The organism is Streptomyces rimosus subsp. rimosus (genome assembly GCF_000720725.1).
In the GTDB taxonomy this organism is placed as follows: Bacteria; Actinomycetota; Actinomycetes; order Streptomycetales; family Streptomycetaceae; genus Streptomyces; species Streptomyces rimosus_A.
In genome coordinates this window covers 1-15,822 of sequence record NZ_JOCQ01000151.1, presented here as the reverse complement: position 1 = coordinate 15,822, position 15,822 = coordinate 1, and the positions used below count along the sequence as shown (strand labels likewise).

The 15,822-nt window shown below is 71.9% G+C and carries 11 protein-coding genes, 1 tRNA gene and 1 pseudogene; 10 read left to right on the top strand and 3 right to left on the bottom strand.

All coding sequences use genetic code 11. The features are described 5' to 3' along the window. Nucleotides 1-335: 335 nt before the first annotated feature. Complete coding sequence (locus IH45_RS0140075; protein ID WP_032919304.1) at nucleotides 336-686, bottom strand: hypothetical protein; 351 nt, start codon at nucleotides 684-686, stop codon at nucleotides 336-338. Between the two features lie 525 nt (nucleotides 687-1,211). Between IH45_RS0140075 and IH45_RS0140070 the strand changes: the two are divergent. The 5 genes and pseudogenes from IH45_RS0140070 to IH45_RS0140050 all read left to right on the top strand — a co-directional run. Then, nucleotides 1,212-2,882, top strand: a pseudogene (locus IH45_RS0140070) (sensor histidine kinase); the annotation flags it as partial. 386 nt (nucleotides 2,883-3,268) lie between these two features. Beyond that, nucleotides 3,269-3,676: a roadblock/LC7 domain-containing protein gene (locus IH45_RS0140065; RefSeq protein ID WP_030376561.1), complete on the top strand. Its 408-nt coding sequence runs from the start codon at nucleotides 3,269-3,271 to the stop codon at nucleotides 3,674-3,676. A 76-nt stretch (nucleotides 3,677-3,752) separates the two neighbouring features. Continuing rightward, nucleotides 3,753-4,115 carry a DUF742 domain-containing protein gene (locus tag IH45_RS0140060; protein WP_030681075.1) on the top strand — a complete coding sequence of 121 codons (363 nt, stop codon included), beginning with the start codon at nucleotides 3,753-3,755 and terminating at the stop codon, nucleotides 4,113-4,115. Beyond that, the gene (locus IH45_RS0140055; RefSeq protein WP_030681073.1) at nucleotides 4,096-4,719 is read left to right on the top strand and encodes a GTP-binding protein; all 624 of its coding nucleotides are present in this window, start codon (nucleotides 4,096-4,098) and stop codon (nucleotides 4,717-4,719) included. The genes IH45_RS0140060 and IH45_RS0140055 overlap by 20 nt, the downstream gene beginning before the upstream one ends. A 297-nt stretch (nucleotides 4,720-5,016) precedes the next feature. Further along, nucleotides 5,017-5,226 (top strand): MbtH family protein, encoded by a 210-nt coding sequence (locus IH45_RS0140050; RefSeq protein WP_030681070.1) that lies wholly within the window; start codon nucleotides 5,017-5,019, stop codon nucleotides 5,224-5,226. Between the two features lie 221 nt (nucleotides 5,227-5,447). Here the strand turns inward: IH45_RS0140050 and IH45_RS0140045 are convergent, their stop codons facing one another. Then, nucleotides 5,448-6,689 carry an acyltransferase family protein gene (locus IH45_RS0140045; protein WP_030681068.1) on the bottom strand — a complete coding sequence of 414 codons (1,242 nt, stop codon included), beginning with the start codon at nucleotides 6,687-6,689 and terminating at the stop codon, nucleotides 5,448-5,450. Between the two features lie 313 nt (nucleotides 6,690-7,002). On the opposite strand from IH45_RS0140045, the gene IH45_RS0140040 reads away from it, so the two are divergent. Then, nucleotides 7,003-7,605 carry a DUF1707 SHOCT-like domain-containing protein gene (locus IH45_RS0140040; protein WP_030681067.1) on the top strand — a complete coding sequence of 201 codons (603 nt, stop codon included), beginning with the start codon at nucleotides 7,003-7,005 and terminating at the stop codon, nucleotides 7,603-7,605. Between the two features lie 231 nt (nucleotides 7,606-7,836). Here the strand turns inward: IH45_RS0140040 and IH45_RS0140035 are convergent. After that, a tRNA-Arg gene (locus IH45_RS0140035) sits at nucleotides 7,837-7,909 on the bottom strand. 312 nt (nucleotides 7,910-8,221) lie between these two features. On the opposite strand from IH45_RS0140035, the gene IH45_RS0140030 reads away from it, so the two are divergent. The 4 genes from IH45_RS0140030 (at nucleotide 8,222) to IH45_RS0140015 (ending at nucleotide 15,445) form a co-directional block, all read left to right on the top strand. Beyond that, complete coding sequence (locus IH45_RS0140030; RefSeq protein WP_050515527.1) at nucleotides 8,222-10,066, top strand: dynamin family protein; 1,845 nt, start codon at nucleotides 8,222-8,224, stop codon at nucleotides 10,064-10,066. A 749-nt stretch (nucleotides 10,067-10,815) separates the two neighbouring features. Then, complete coding sequence (locus IH45_RS0140025) at nucleotides 10,816-12,555, top strand: YfjP family GTPase (RefSeq protein WP_107058810.1); 1,740 nt, start codon at nucleotides 10,816-10,818, stop codon at nucleotides 12,553-12,555. A 197-nt stretch (nucleotides 12,556-12,752) separates the two neighbouring features. Next, on the top strand, nucleotides 12,753-13,688 hold the full coding sequence (locus IH45_RS1000000149625; protein WP_234440862.1) for a single-stranded DNA-binding protein: 936 nt from the start codon (nucleotides 12,753-12,755) through the stop codon (nucleotides 13,686-13,688). Between the two features lie 350 nt (nucleotides 13,689-14,038). After that, nucleotides 14,039-15,445: an LAETG motif-containing sortase-dependent surface protein gene (locus IH45_RS0140015; RefSeq protein ID WP_050515526.1), complete on the top strand. Its 1,407-nt coding sequence runs from the start codon at nucleotides 14,039-14,041 to the stop codon at nucleotides 15,443-15,445. Nucleotides 15,446-15,822: the final 377 nt, after the last annotated feature.

Genomic DNA, 15,822 nt, shown 5'->3' with positions numbered 1-15,822 from the left:
CCCGCAGGTCTCCCCACCCTCACCGCTCCGCCTCTCCCGTTCCCACCTCGCCCCACTCGCCCCACCCTTCTTCCCCCCCCCGGTGCAACTCGCTCGACGGACGCGGGGCCCGGCATGTGCCGTCACCCGCACTTCCAGGCGTATCCGACCGACCAGTTGGCGAGCCGGCTCCGTAAGTGAGTCCCGAAGTTTGAGACGGGGGCGGGGCGACTTCCCGTTGTTGTCTTGGGAGAAGGGCGGCGACAGGGAAGGTAATGGCGTCGGTCAGGAGCCGTCACCCAGCACGTCCGGTAGGTGCGCGATGCCTACAGGCGTTGCGCGAAAGCAGAGGCTGCCTATGGAGCTCCGTTGGAAAGTTCGGCCAGCGTGTTCAGGGTTTGCCTGGCTTCGGTCCAAAGATGGTCGAACTCTTCCGCCGGCAGTTCGGCTGCGTAGGGCTGGTCCTGCCAGCCGTCCAGAGGGCCCTCGGCCAGGACGCCGTATCGGTGCTCGTAGCGGAGCATCGCCGGGGCATCCGCGTGGTCACGCAGGTGCAGCACCTCTTCCAAGGAGGCGGCTGTCACGGGGCGGGAGTCCATTCCGCGGATCTCGATGTGGCGTGTTGCCCAGCCCTCCTCATCCGTCTCGAAGTACAGCCAAAGGTCTTCGTCCTCGTAGTACGTGCGGAACCGGGTCGGGGTCGTCATGCCGCCATCCTCGCCCGCGCACCCCGTCGATACGTCACGCCGTCGAGACGTCACACTGGGCAACCTGTCGAAGAGGCCCATTGAGGAGAACCAACAAAGCCGCCCTCCGAGGCGCCTCATTCAAGCCCGCCAAGTGACCGATCGAACCCAGCAAGGGATCGGTCAAGCCCACCAAGGGTCCGCCCCCGCCCCGCTCACACCCGTCAAGGTCCAGGGTCGTGCCCACCGCGCACGCACCTTGCCCGTACATTTACGCACGGCGGCCTTCGTCGACCGGTCATTGGCGCAACAAGGCCCGTCCGTACCGGCCGCAAAGGACCAGCGACGTCGGCGGAGTGACCCGATCCGCCTTTCGCTGACGGGTCATGACCTGGCGTCAGTCCTTGATCAAAGGCGGTTATGCTACTACCGGCCCAGTGTATGAAGGCAGTTACCGCAGGTCACTCTGTGGCGGTGCCGTACGGGGAGCTGGGGCCCGCTAGACGTCCTGTGATCTGTCGATGTTTTGAGGGTTTTAGGGTGCAGATGGTTCGAGAAGGATCGTCGCCCGAGGGGCCGCGTCCTGCCTCGGTTCTCGCGTGGATACTGCCCGCGGCGGCCACCGCCGTGGCCGCGGCCGTCGCCACCGTGATGGTCCCTTCGCAGGCGAGCACGCCGGTGATCTGGATCGGCGCGGTCGCCACGGTGGCGGTCGCGCTGGTGACCGGCGAGGTCACCCGTCGCGGCCAGGCGCTTGCCGCGCTGCGTGAGCGGGCCGCGGCGCAGCAGGCCGCACTCGACCGGCAGGAGACCGAGACCGTCCGGCTGGCCGAGGAGCTGCTGCCCGAGGTGGTGGCCCGGCTCGGACGCGGCGAGTTCCCCGAGGACGTGCACGCCGCGATGGCCGAGCAGATCACGCGTCATGCGCGTGAGGCGGGCCTGACGCCCGAGTTCACCGCGGCGCACCAGGCCGTACTGCGTTCCGCCCTCAACGCCGTCGTCGGCGAGGAGGATCTGCGTGAGTCCGCCCAGCGCGCGTTCGTGAACATCGCCCGCCGCGTACAGGCGATCGTTCACCAACAGGCGCAGGAACTGCGGGACATGGAGGACCGGCACGGCCAGTCCCCGGAAGTCTTCGGTGACCTGCTCCGCCTGGACCACGGTACGGCTCTGATCGGCCGCCTCGCCGACTCCATCGCCGTGCTCGGTGGCGCGCGCCCCGGCCGCCAGTGGAGCCGGGCGGTTCCGCTGTTCAGCGTGCTGCGTGGCGCGATGTCCCGGATCATCGACTACCAGCGCGTCGAGCTGCACTCCGTGTCGGAGGTCGCGGTCGTCGGCACCGCCGTCGAGCCGCTGATCCACGCACTCGCCGAGCTGCTCGACAACGCCACCCGCTACTCCCCGCCGCAGACCCGGGTACACCTGACCGCCGTCGAGGTGCAATCCGGCATCGCCGTGGAGATCGAGGACGGCGGCGTCAGCATGAGCGAGGAGGCGCGCAAGCGGGCCGAGCGGATGCTCCAGCAGGCGCAGCAGGGCATCGACGTCAACGACCTGGGCGAGACCCCGCGGCTCGGCCTCGCCGTGGTCGGCCGGCTGGCGCAGGCGTACAACTTCCAGGTCTCGCTGCGCCCTTCCGCGTACGGCGGTGTGCGCGCGGTGCTGATCGTTCCGCAGGACCTGATCACCACGGCCGCCGCGACCGGCCGCGCGCACGGCATCGGCGCGTCCTCCGGCCCGCGTACGGCCCGTACGGAACGCCGCGAGGTGAACGCGGCCCCGCAGACCACCGGTCCCCGGCACGCCACGCCGGCCCCGTCCGTATCTTCGGCCCCGCCCGTGCCTCCGGCCCAGACCCAGGCGCAGAACGGGTCCCCGGCTCAGGCGCAGAACGGATTTCCGGCCCAGGCGCAGAACGGGTTCCAGGCCCAGGCTCAGAACGGATTCCAGGGTCGGCCTCAGAACGGTTTCCCGGCCCAGACTCAAGCCCAGCCTTCGGCTGCGGCTCCGTTCGCGCCGTCGATGCCCCCTGCCGCAGCGGCAGTGCCCCCGCAGCTCCGGGACGACGTCCGGGAGGAGACCCAGGATGACCTCCCCGTGGTGACCGAGCGGACCGCCAACGGGCTGCCGCAGCGGCGCCGCAAGTCCCGGGCCACCGCGCCCCTGCCTCCGACGACCCCCGGCGCGCACGCCGCTCCCACCGCCTCTTCTCCCGCCGCTCCCGCCGCTGGAGGGACGGGGGACGCCGCGCCGGTGCAGCCCGGTATGTGGCTCGCCGCATTCCAGAGCGGCTTGTCCGGCGAAAGCCAGTCGGGCCATTCGAGCCAGTCGGGACAGCAAGGCCAGACGGGACAGCCTGGTCAGCCGCGCCAGTCGGGACAGCTGGACGCGACGCGCCCGGCGGGCCAGCCGGAACGTTTCGGCCATACGAATTCGTCGGTCCGGCCGGGGCATACGCACCCGGACCTGCCCGCCGAGCAGTCCGGCCCGGTCGGTGACCGGACCGGCGATCCGGCCCACGCGGCCGGTACGGGGACTTCAGTCAGTGCCGCAAGTGCAGCCAGTGAGAAGAGTGACGAGTCGTCGGAAAAGAGTGAGTAGCCATGATTCAGCACCGGCCCAACATGGACTGGATGCTCAAGGATCTCGCGGAGAGCGTTCCGCAGACCCGTCACGTGGTCGTGCTGTCCTCGGACGGCCTGCGCATGGCCCAGTACGGTACGGACACCGATACCGCCGACCGGCTGGCCGCGGCCTGCGCCGGCCTGCAGAGTCTGGCGGGTGCGGTGTCCGCGGAGTTCCCGCACAGCGACGGCCGGATGCGCATGGTCGTGATCGAACTGGACGGTGGCTTCTTCTACTTGATGGCGGCGGGCGCCGGCGCTTACCTGGCCGTCCTGGCCGATGAGGGCGTGGACGCCGGGCTGATAGGACAGCGGATGCGTGACCTGGTGGCCCGGATCGGCGAGCACCTCAGCAGCCCACCGCGCCACGACGGACAGGGCGCATGATCCAGGGCGGCGGCGAACGGATCGGCAGGCGTCGGGGGCCGCGCGGGGGCACGGCGGGGCGAAGCGGGGACGCGGCATGAGCGGAGCGGGCCAGGACTGGGAGGACCAGAGCCCCGAGCGGCTCTACGTGATCACCGGCGGGCGCAGCGGTGCCTCCGGCCACACCGTCTCCCTCGACCTGGTCACGCTGATCGTGTCGAAAACCGGACCGAAGCCGGGCATGCAGCCGGAGCAGGCGTCGATTGTCCGGCTGTGCCACTCCCCGCTGTCCGTGGCGGAACTCTCCGCCTACCTGCAGTTGCCGGTCAGCGTGGTCACCGTCCTGCTCGGTGACCTGCTGGCCGACGGGCGGGTGGTGGCACGCGCCCCCGTACCGCCCGCCCAACTTCCCGACCGTGCCCTTATTGAGGCGGTGATCCATGGACTTCAAAAGCTCTGAGACGCTCGTCGAACGCCCCGCCCAGGGGCCGCGGAGCGAGGACGAACTGCCCGAGACGGCCGCCGCCGCGGTCAAGGTGGTGATCGTGGGCGGATTCGGGGTCGGCAAGACGACCCTGGTGGGCTCGGTGAGCGAGATCCGTCCGTTGACCACTGAGGAAACGATGACCCAGGCCGGTGTCGGCGTGGACGACATCGTCGGCATCGAGCGCAAGACCTCGACGACCGTCGCGATGGACTTCGGCCGCATCAGTCTCAACGAGGAACTGGTGCTGTACCTGTTCGGTACACCGGGCCAGCAGCGCTTCTGGTTCCTCTGGAACGGCCTGTTCGACGGCGCGCTGGGCGCGGTGGTCCTCATCGACACCCGCCGCCTGGAGGTCAGCTTCGACGTCATCGGCCGCCTGGAAGAGCGCGGCGTCCCCTTCGTCGTCGCCATCAACTCCTTCCCGGACGCGCCCGTCCACCCTGTCGAGGAGATACGGGGCGCCCTGGACCTGCCTCCGGAGGTGCCGATCGTCGACTGCGACGCCCGGCTGCGGTCCTCCAGCCGGGACGTGCTGATGACGTTGATGCGGTATCTGCATTCGCTGGCGGTGGGCTGAGCCGGATCCGTTCGCTCGCGGTGGGCCGACTCGGCTGCCGAGGTGCCGGCCGTACGAGCTGACCGCAAGGCCCGGCCGTAAGCGCTTACTTCCGGACAGGGTCGACGCCGCCCGCCGCGACCGTGCGCCGGGGATCCGAGACGGCCGCAGCGTGCCATCGGGTGGTCATCGGGTGGCCATCGAACCTTCCAAAGTACCGCAAAGCCCCCTGAACCCCTCCCTTGCTCTTCGGTACCGGCGCCTCCTCCCGCATAATCCAAATCTCACCGGTAACTCCTTCACCGAGAGGTCACCCGCATGACGAACCCCTTCGAAGACCCGGAGGCGCAGTACCACGTCCTGACGAACGACGAGAACCAGCACTCGCTGTGGCCGGCGTTCGCGGAGATCCCGGCCGGCTGGCAGAGCGTGTTCGGCCCGGAGGGCCGTCAGGCGTGCCTGGACTACGTCGAGGAGCACTGGACCGACATGCGGCCCCGCAGCCTGGCGGAGGCCATGGCCGACTGAGTACGAACCGGTTCCGGGTACGGACAGGTGCCGGGTACGGACAGGTACTGGGCACGCACAGGTACGGGTTACGGACACGTACCGAGCCCGGCCGGACCGGGCCGGGTCGGCCGACGGCCAGGCGTACTGAAGGGGAGGTACCGCTCCGAAACGGAGCGGTACCTCCCCTTCACATCTTTCCCGCCGTTCCCGCTCCGCCTCCCTGACGTGCGGCTTTCCCACTACACCAGCGTCAACCGCAACGCGAAGGCCGCGAACCCCACCGCCAGCACCCCCGCACAAACCCGTCGTCCCCGCGACACCCCTGTCCACGGCATCTCCAGCCGCCGCGCCACCCGGGCGATGAGGACGAGCGTGACGGCGAAGAGCGGCAGCCACGGCAGGCGGGTCGCCATCCAGGCGGGGAAGTCCGGTGCGGTCGTCAGGCCCTGCACCGTCGTACCGACGAAGGAGGCCGGTACGGCGATCGCCAGCATCGCCGTCTGGTGCCAGCACAGGATCGTCATCGCGGACCGGTTGACGGCCGTGACCGGCGCCCACAGCGCGGGCCGTCGCAGCAGGGCCGCGATGCGGTCGCGCAGCAGGATCGCCGCGCCGGACTGCGCCGCAGCCAGGGCTATAACGAGCAACGACGGCGGGTGCGAGTTCGTACGGTCGTGTCCGGGGACGCCGACCAGGCTCGCCGGGTAGTGGAAGACGAGCAGCAGCAGCGCGAAGAGCGCCGTACCTCCCGCGAACAGCAGCCAGGCGCCGCGCCTGCCGAGCCGCTTCTCGCCCCAGGACACCCCCAGTTGGTAGCCGAACATCCAGCCGGGGATCAGGCTGATCAGCGTCACCCAGTACGGGATCGAGTCGGCGAACGGTCCGTAGCGCAGGAAATCCATGACGGCGATGACCGCCGCCAGCGGTGCCGCCGCCCAGCCCCCGAGCCGCCGCGAGGCCGCCATGCAGTACGGCGTCAGCGCGGTCACCACCGCGTACACACCGACGAACCACAGCGGTTGGACGACCAGGGTGGCGGCGGTGTGCAGCGTCGTGACGGGCACTCCGGCCGCGTAGAGGACGGCGGCGAGCACGGCCCAGACGGCGGTGACGCCGACGGCCGGCCGGAGCAGCCGGGCCAGCCGGCCGCGCAGCCAGTCGCCCGGCGTCGTGCCCCGCTCGGCGGCGCGCCGGAAGGAAAGGACGGAGGCGTAGCCGCCGACGAGGAAGAAGACGCCCAGCATCTGGAGCACCCAGGTGATCGGCGCCAGCGGGGCGAACGAGGACAGCGGGCTGGCGTTGTGCAGCGAACTGTCGGCGTCGCGGACGAATCCGCCCACGAGCCAGTGGCCGGTCGGCACGGCCAGCAGTGCCAGCGCCCGCAGCCCGTCGATGGCCCGGTCACGACGTACCGGATCGGTGCCGCCGGAGGTCGGGTAGAGGCGCGGGGTACGGGGGCGGGACCGTTCGTCCAGGCTCATGCTCCGGCACCCGCTCTTCCGGTGGGACGCGGCATGGCAGCATTCCTCTCCTCGCACACGGCCGGCCCGCGGGGTGCCACGGGCCGGCCGGAAGTCCGTCATGTAAGGCGATCGCCGATCGCCTTACATGCTGGTGCGAGGAGCGGTGGAACACAGTCGGGCCAGGGCCCCGATCGTGGTGGGGCAAACCCGCCCGTGCGCCTGGGTGCCAGCACCCGATGAAGGCGCGTACGAACGGTCGCACGCTCCTGTGCCGGCGCGAGCGCAGCGGTCACAGGCCCTACGGCGCCACTTTGTTCGTATCATCGGCGCCATGACCGCCAAGGTTCCGGAATCCGCCGACCGGGGCGAGCTGCGCGCCTCCCACTCCGACCGGGACGCCGTGGTGGAGCAGCTCAGGGAGGCGGCGGCCGAGGTCCGCCTCGACCTCGACGAGTTGGACGCCCGGCTGGAGCAGGCGCTCACCGCCAAGACGTTCGCCGACCTGGCACCGCTCACCGCCGACCTGCCCCGCTCCGCCTCCGTACTGGACCCAGGGGAACCGCTGGTCCTCAAGGGTGGTTTCCACGGCGCCGCCCGGGCGGGCCGCTGGAAGGTTCCCGCGCACATCACCGCCCATGGCGGCATGGGCGGCGTCCGGCTCGACTTCACCCGCACCGAATGCCGGCTGCCCGAGATCGAGGTGGAGGCGTACGGCGAGATGGCGGGCGTCACCGTGATCATCCCCGAGGGCTGGGCCGCGGACATCGACGGCATCGCCCCCGGCATGGGCACCCTCAGGAACAAGACCACCCCCGAGCGGCTCCCGGACACCCCGTTGATCCGCCTCACCGGCTCCGTGGGGATGGCCGGCGTGGTGATCCGCCACCCCAACGGGCGGGAACGCCGGGCGCTGAAGCGCGAGCAGGGGAAGTAGGGGGAGCGGCCGACGTCCGTACGCCGGGCCTGGCCGGGGCGCGTCACGTAGCGCGTCGGCGGGGTGGGAGGCAGGGTCCGCGTAATTCACCGGTCCGTCCGTGCGCGCGGACGAACGACTTCGCCTTGTCGCGCGGCACTTCCCGCTACGGAGAGTCACCTCGGCGGACGCGGTGACCGGCGAGCTGCCTTCACGCCGCCGCGTCCCGGGGACCCGGCGGTGAAGGATGTGCGCCCCCGGCAGGACTCGAACCTGCGGCCAAGTGCTTAGAAGGCACCTGCTCTATCCACTGAGCTACGGGGGCCAGGTGGTGGGCGTGGATCACGGGCCGCCGACAAGGATAGGGCTCCGTGTGCCTCGTCCCGGTTGCTTCACCTCCGTGGCACGTTGTGGAGGTTCGGTGAAGCGGTCCCGATAATCGCAGGCAGGTACGAATTCTGCACCGTTTTTGGCGCCTCACGCGTCGGGTGTTGTGCACTCGTTATGCCTGCGCCCCTCTGATCGCGACTGCCTCATGCGTCGCTGATCCCGCTCTGTGGCGATTTATGCGGCACGCACAGAGGGCTATACGCTTCAAAAACCCGCCAAAATTGGGCATTCTGCACGTGTGGCAACCTTGGACGTACAACCCCGGCTCCTTGACGCTCTGTCCGCGCTGCGCGACCGCGTCGACGCCGCGCGCTTCCCGCTGCCACTGCCCGGCGCCGCCCGCGCCCGGCGTACCCGGTCCGAGTTGCTGGACCAGCTTGACGACTATGTGATGCCCCGGCTGCGCTCTCCTCAGGCACCGTTGCTCGCGGTCGTCGGCGGATCGACCGGGGCCGGCAAGTCCACGCTCGTCAATTCGCTGGTCGGCCGACGTGTCAGCGAGGCCGGTGTGCTGCGTCCGACGACACGCACACCGGTGCTCGTCTGCCACCCGGACGACCGCCACTGGTTCGCCGACCGGCGCGTACTGCCGCAGTTCACCCGGGTCCGCGTGCCCGAGCAGGACGGCCCCGATGGCATGGACGCGTACGACGGTACGGGGCCGTACGACGGTACGGGGCCGTACGACGGTACGGGGCCGTACGACGGTACGGGGCCGTACGACGGGACGCGGCCGTACGACGAAACGGACCCGTGCGAGGGTGGGGATCACCGGGCGGGCGAGGCGGCGGCCTCCGAGGATGCCGGGGGCGCTGCGGTGTCCGCGGACACCGCGGACACCGCGGGCATGGCCCCCCTGCGTATCGAGACGGACGCGGCGCTCCCCAGCGGCCTGGCCCTCCTGGACGCCCCGGACATCGACTCGCTCGTCGCGCGCAACCGGGAACTCGCCGCCGAGCTGATCTGCGCGGCCGACGTATGGGTGCTGGTCACCACCGCCGCCCGGTACGCGGACGCGGTGCCGTGGCACCTGCTGCGTACGGCGAAGGAGTACGACGTCACGCTGGTGACGGTGCTGGACCGGGTGCCGCACCAGATCGCCGCCGACATCTCGGCGCGGTACGCGGCACTGCTGACCCGCGCCGGGCTCGGCGACGTGCCCCGCTTCACCATCCCCGAACTGCCCGAGTCGGCAGGCGGCGGCAGCGGCCTGCTGCCCGCCACGGCGGTTGCGCCGCTGCGACGCTGGCTGGAACGGCACGCCCAGGACACCGCGGTACGGAACGCGGCGGCGGCTCGTACCACCTCCGGGGTGCTCGCCTCACTGCGCTCCCGTATGCCCGCCCTCGCCGGTGCCTCCGCCGCTCAGCACGCGGCGGCGGTGCGGTTGGCCGACCAGGTGGAGCAGGCGTACGAGGAGGCGGCGGCGCGGGTGCGGCGGGAGATCGAACAGGGCGAGGTGCTGTCCGGGGACGCACGGGCCCACTGGCGCGACCACGAACTCGGCGGCCGCCCCGACGAACTCCTGGACGCGCTCACCCACGGCCTCACCTCCCTGTTGCGCTGCGCCGTGGAACAGGCCGACGAGCGGGCCGCTGAGGCGTGGCACCGGGACCCCGCGTCGGCGGACGCGCCCCTGACCGAGGCGGCGGACGCGGCGGCCTCGGCCGCCCGCCTGGGCGTCGTCGTACGGCGCTGGCGGCGCTGCCTGGAGGAACTGGCGGAGGAGGGCGTACGGGAGGCGCGTGCGGCCCGCGGCGGGCGCACGGGGCGCGGGACGGTGCGGGCCGGGGAACGGGCCAAGTCCATGGCCGACCCCGAGGAAGCGGCGGCCTTGCTTGCCACCACGCTGCTGGGCGGCCGGCGAGCCCGTACGGCGGGCGAGGCGCTCGCCGGCCTGATGGGCGCTCAGGCCGCGGAACGGCTGCGCGAACGGGGCGGCCGGCTGCTCGAAACGTACCTTCAGCGCGCGTTGGACGGCGAACGTGAGCGGCGCTTGGCGCCGCTGGAGTCGCTGGGCGTACGGCCGGATCACCAGGCCGCGCTGATCGCCGCGCTGTCTCTACTTCAGAAGGAGAGGGTGACGCGGTGACTGCTTCTCTAGGGCGTTCGGAGGGGGAGTTCGGGAGGGGGGAACGTGAAGAGTACGGAGAGGGGGGCGGAGGGACGGCGGGGGCTCCGGAAGGTGCGGATCCGGCGGGCGTGGATGCGGGGGTACGGAGGTCCGTACGGCCTCCCGTACGGGATGGCGTACGGGAGGCCGCGCCTGAGTACGCGCCCGAACCGGGGGCACAGGAAACGGCCGCCGAGGTGCCAACAGCCCCTCGGACTGGAACGGGGCCGGACGCGAGCCCGGGGCCGAACCCGGGCCCGGCCCCGGGCTCGCGTCCGGCCCCGAATCCTGCTCCGAACTACGCCTCCCACACCCACCCCTTCGACCCTGCCCCGCCCTCGGCAGCCACCGGCCCGAACGCAGACCCCCCCACCCCGGAAGCCACCTCGCCCCTCAGCGCCCCCAGCACCCCCAGCACACCCTCCTCCTGGGACGACGGCCTGATCGCCCGCCGCGCGAAGGGCGGCTCTGATTCGAAGCACGCCGCTGGGCGCCGCCCCGCCCCAGAGCAGGAGTGGCGGGACCGGGCCGAGTCGCAGGAGTGGGACGAGCGGGATCAGTGGCTCGCGCAGGACGAGTGGCTGGATGACGACGAGTGGCGCAGGCAGCGTGACTGGCAGGAGTGGGAGGACGAGGGGGAGGACGAACTCGAAGCCGTACTGTCCGTACTGAAGGAGCCGGGAGAGCCTGTACAGGAGCAGCGGGGCAGACGGGACCGCCTGCCGGAGATGCGGGAGTACGGGCCCGGGGCCGCCAGGAAGCGGCGGTCCCCGGCGGAGCGGCTGAGGCCGCGGCTGGACGCTCTGCGTGAGCTGATCGGGCTGTCCCGGACACGGCTGGACGGGGCCACGCTGGCCGAGGCGGGGCGGGTGCTGGACGCGGCGGACGAGCGGTACGAGCTGTCCGGTGAGCACACCGTCGTCGCGGTCGCCGGAGCAACCGGCAGCGGCAAGTCGTCGCTGTTCAACGCGCTGGCGGGCGCCGACCGGTCGGATGTGGGCGCGCGTCGGCCGACGACCGCGGAGCCGGTGGCCTGTGTGTGGTCCGGCGGGTGGCCGGGCGCGGAAGCGCTGCTGGACAGGCTCGGCGTGTCGGCGCGCCGCAGGTACGCGCCGGCCCCCGGCGCCGCCGCGTTGCCCGGCCTCGTCCTCCTGGACCTGCCCGACCACGACTCCGCAGTCGTCGGGCACCGCGAGCAGGTCGACCGGATGCTGAAGCTGGTGGACGCGGTGATCTGGGTCGTCGACCCGGAGAAGTACGCGGACGCGGTGCTGCACGAAAGGTATCTGCGTCCGCTGGCGGGCCATGCCGAGGTCATGTTCGTCGTGCTCAACCAGGTGGACCGGCTGCCGGGGGACGCCGCCGTACAGGTGGTGGACGACTTGCGGCGGCTGCTGGACGAGGACGGGCTGGCCCTCGGGGAGCACGGTGAGCCGGGCGCGGCCGTACTGGCGCTGTCGGCGGCCACGGGGGAGGGCGTCGGAGAGCTTCGGGAAACGTTGCGGCAGTTCGTCGTGGAGCGGGGTGCCGCGGACCGGCGGCTGACCGCGGACGTGGACGCGGCGGCGGGCCGGCTGTGGCCCGCCTACGTGGCGGACGGGCGGTACGGGCTGACGGAACCGGCCCGGGAGGAGTTCGAGGACTGGCTCGCCGAGGCGGTCGGCGCCGGAGCGATGGGCAGCGCGGCGGAGCGCGACTGGCTGCGGCATGCGGAGCGGGCGTGCGGCACGCCCTGGCTACGGCTACGGCTGCGCAGACGGGCGGGGGCGCGTGGCCGGGGCGGACGGCCGGGCAGCGGGCGTACGAGCCCGGGGCGTACGGGGGCGTCGCGGCTGTGGCACCGGGACGCGTGTACGGAGGTGGACGTCGGCGCCGATGCGGGTGCCGACGACACGTGCGCAACGGTGGGCGGCTGGGTTCCGGTGGACGGGCGGGCGACGGCGCGGCCGCTGGTGGAGCAGGCCGTACGGACCGTGGCGGGGGAAGCGTCGGAGGGGCTGCCCGGGCCCTGGGCGCAGGCGGTGCGCGAAGCGGCGACCCGGGGTGCCGAGGGGCTGCCCGAGGCGCTGGACCGGGCGGCGGCGGTCTCCGAGGGGGCCCTGCGGGCCGGGCCGAAGGTACGGCCGCGGTGGTGGTCGGTGACTGCCGTGGCGCAAGGGCTGCTGACGTTGTTGCAGGTGACCGGGGTGCTGTGGCTGTTGGCCGTGGCGGTGGGCGCGGCCGAGACGGGGGAATGGCTGTCCGCGTTGCTGGTGACGGCCATCGGGACGGCGGGCGGCCCGGCGCTGTCGTGGGCGTGCGGCGTGGCGGGGCGCGGCCCGGCCCGCCGGTACGGCCAGGAGGCGGAGCGCCGGCTGCGGACGGCGGCGGCGGTCTGCGGGCGTGCCGCGGTGCTGGAGCCGGTCGCCGCCGAGTTGTTGCGCTACCGGGAGGTGCGGGAGCAGTACGCGGTGGCGGCGGGGCTGTGAGCGTGGGCGCGACGGTCCGCCACGGGGTGAACCCCGTCGGGGTGACGGAGTTGTCCACAACCGGGTGGTAACGCACAGGCCCCGGCGGGCATCGGCGAATCCGTGCAGCATGGGTTCCACGCGAGCAGGCCCGGGACCGGGCCGGAGGGCCCGCCGGGGGCTCCGCGACGGGGGAGTTGATGACGATGTACGACACGATGGTGACGCTGGTGGGGAACGCCGCGACGGCGGTGGAGCACCGGCAGACCACGGCGGGCCATGCGATGGCGCGGTTCCGGCTGGCGACGTCCTCGCGGCGCTGGGACAAGGAGCGCGGCTGCTGGGTCGACGGGGACCCGAGCTTCTACACGATCCGCGCGTGGCGGGCGCTCGCGGACAACGTCGCCGCGTCGGTCTCGCGCGGCGAACCACTCGTCGTACACGGCCGTATGCGGGTGTGGGACCGGGAACTGCCCGAGGACAAGGGCGGACAGCGGCGGGTGTCGGTCGAGGTGGACGCGGTGGCGGTCGGGCACGACCTGACGCGCGGCACCTCCGCGTTCCGTCGGATCACCCGGCCGCGGATGGAGGCGGTGGTGCCGTCCTCCGCCGACGGGTGGGTGCCCGATACCCGGGCACCGGCGGCACCGTTCCCACCGGCGCCCGCATTCCCACTGGCGCCACCGCCCCTGTCGGCGCCGGCGGCCCCACCGGTTGGGCACGGGGCGGCACCGCAGGTGCCGCAGATGCTGCCGGATCGCGCACCGGCCGAACCCGACTGGTCGCTCCCGGCCCCAGCGGCCGGAGCGATGTCCGGAGCGGCAGTTGGGGCGGAGCCTGCAGCGAGGGTTGAGGCGGACCCCGGAGCGGCGGCCGGGGAGGGGGTGGCCGGGGCGGCGGTTGGGGCGGCATCCGAAGCCGCATCCGATGCCGCATCCGATGCCGCATCCGATGCCGCATCCGATGCCGCATCCGATGCCGCATCCGGTGCGCCGTCCGGTGCGGAACCCGGTGCGGAACCCGGTGCTGCGGGCGGCAGCAGCCCGCCCCTGGCTGATGCTGTCGAATTGGGCGACAAGTCACCGCCGGGTGTGGGCGACCGCTGCGCGTCGTCCGCAATCACCGTTCCGGAGGCCACCGTTGTCGGTTCCTGACATTGTGTAATCGGGCTGCCACGGCGCGCCGTCTCCTTTATCACTTCCGGTGCCTGTCCGGCCACCTCGGTGAGCGATACGCCTGAGAAGGCGTCAGTGCCCGGAAAGTCCCGGAGATTTGTCGATAATGCCAGGTCAAGCGGGGTGAAGTCGGTAACGATTGCGATTCGGATCGCTTATGGGACGGTATTACGGGGGACCCTGTTGCGCCCGCTCTCTAGGATCCGACGGGTACTCACGGGTACTCACGAGTACTCACGGGGGCTGATGTATTCGGCTGTTGAGTTCCTTGGGTTCATTCCGGCGAGGCCTCTCCCCAATCGATCCCGCCTCGCCCAGAGGGGAAATTCATGATTTCAGTGAAGAGGCGGGGCGCAGCCCGCCTTGCCGCCGCGGTGCTGGCGTCGGGCCTCGTCGCGGCGGGTGCGATAGCGACCGCGGGTCCCGCTGCCGCGGACGACACGACGCCCGCTCACGGAGGCGCCAGCGCGACGCTGGACGGTCTGAAGACCTACGGCCAGGCGGTGCTCCACGCCAACGGTCACGATCAGGAGATCGGCGCCGGACTCTTCGAGATGAAGGTCGACAACGGCGGCACCCTCCAGACGTACTGCATCGACATCAGCACGCCGACGCAGCAGATGGCGAAGTACCAGGAGGTGCCCTGGAGCGCGTCCTCGCTGCACGACAACAAGGACGCCGGCAAGATCCGCTGGATCCTGCAGAACTCGTACCCCCAGGTGAACGACCTGGCTTCGCTCGCCAAGAAGGCCGGCGCGCCGAGCCTGACCGAGAAGACCGCTGCCGCCGGTACGCAGGTCGCGATCTGGCGCTTCTCCGACCACGTCAAGGTCGACGCCGTCGACCCGGCGGCCGAGAAGCTCGCCGCATACCTGGAGAAGAGCGCGCAGAGCCTCGCCGAGCCCGAGGCCTCGCTGAAGCTGGACCCGCCGGCCGTCTCCGGCAAGTCCGGCAGCAAGCTCGGCCCGGTCACGGTGCACACCAACGCCGGCAGCGTGACCGTCTCCCCGGCCGCCGGTGCCCCCGCCGGTGTGAAGGTGGTCGGCGCGGACGGCAAGCCCGTCACCAAGGCGTCCAACGGCACCAAGCTCTTCTTCGACGTGCCGGCCGGCACGAAGGACGGCGCGATGTCGCTGACCGCCCAGGCCGCCACGAAGGTCTCGGTCGGCCGGGCCTTCACCGGCAGCGTCGGCCGCGTCAAGAGCCAGACCATGATCCTGGCCGGCTCCAGCGAGTCCACCGCGACCGCCACCGCCACCGCCTCCTGGAAGAAGCAGGGCGCGGCCCCGGCCGTCACCGCGGAGAAGGACTGCGCCAAGGGCGGCGTGGACGTCACGGCCACCAACAAGGGTGACGCGCCGTTCCGCTTCCAGCTCTCCGGCAAGGAGCACGTGATCGCCCCGGGCAAGTCCGAGACGATCACCGTCCCGGTCGGCGAGGACCAGGCGTACGAGATCACGATCAAGGGTGAGGGCGGCTACACGAAGACCTTCACCGGGGTCCTCGACTGCAAGACCGCCGGCACCACCCCCGGTAAGCCCTCGTCGAAGCCCAGCCCGGCCACGGCCGGCGGCAGCAGCGCCGGCACCACCGGCACCACCGGCGGCGGCGACCTCGCCGAGACCGGCTCCAGCAGCGCCACCCCGGTGATCGCGGGCGTCGCGGTCGCGCTGGTCGTGGTCGGCGGCGGCGCGGTCTTCTTCCTCCGTAAGAAGAAGGCGGGCATCACCCAGTAATCACGGCGCGGACGTCATCCGGCCACCGAGATGCGGGAGCGATCCGGTGGCCGGACCGGCGTAGCCGGGTGATCCGGCGGCCGGACCGACGGGGCCCGAGCGCTCCCCGCGTGACCGGGCGCACCCGCCCACCGCGCGAGGGGACGGCCCCGCCGGACCCGTGACCGTACGCGGAACCCGTAACCGTACGCACCACACGCACCGCCCTCCGTGGCCGAGCGACACCGCTCATCGGCCGCGGAGGGCGGTCGTCGTTTTCGGAGGGACGTGAAAGACGTGAAAGAGGGGAAGGGGAAATGAGGGGGGAGGGGAAGTGGTCGGTGCGGACGGGACCATCAGCGCGTTGATACCGCCCCCGACCCCGCCCGATGCCGGCC

Excerpts from the sequence above, each read along its gene's own strand:
- IH45_RS0140075 (WP_032919304.1), bottom strand. The coding sequence starts at position 686 with ATGACGACCCCGACCCGGTTCCGCACGTACTACGAGGACGAAGACCTT.
- IH45_RS0140065 (WP_030376561.1), top strand. The coding sequence starts at position 3,269 with ATGATTCAGCACCGGCCCAACATGGACTGGATGCTCAAGGATCTCGCG.
- IH45_RS0140060 (WP_030681075.1), top strand. The coding sequence starts at position 3,753 with ATGAGCGGAGCGGGCCAGGACTGGGAGGACCAGAGCCCCGAGCGGCTC.
- IH45_RS0140055 (WP_030681073.1), top strand. The coding sequence starts at position 4,096 with ATGGACTTCAAAAGCTCTGAGACGCTCGTCGAACGCCCCGCCCAGGGG.
- IH45_RS0140050 (WP_030681070.1), top strand. The coding sequence starts at position 5,017 with ATGACGAACCCCTTCGAAGACCCGGAGGCGCAGTACCACGTCCTGACG.
- IH45_RS0140045 (WP_030681068.1), bottom strand. The coding sequence starts at position 6,689 with ATGAGCCTGGACGAACGGTCCCGCCCCCGTACCCCGCGCCTCTACCCG.
- IH45_RS0140040 (WP_030681067.1), top strand. The coding sequence starts at position 7,003 with ATGACCGCCAAGGTTCCGGAATCCGCCGACCGGGGCGAGCTGCGCGCC.
- IH45_RS0140025 (WP_107058810.1), top strand. The coding sequence starts at position 10,816 with ATGCGGGAGTACGGGCCCGGGGCCGCCAGGAAGCGGCGGTCCCCGGCG.
- IH45_RS1000000149625 (WP_234440862.1), top strand. The coding sequence starts at position 12,753 with ATGGTGACGCTGGTGGGGAACGCCGCGACGGCGGTGGAGCACCGGCAG.
- IH45_RS0140015 (WP_050515526.1), top strand. The coding sequence starts at position 14,039 with ATGATTTCAGTGAAGAGGCGGGGCGCAGCCCGCCTTGCCGCCGCGGTG.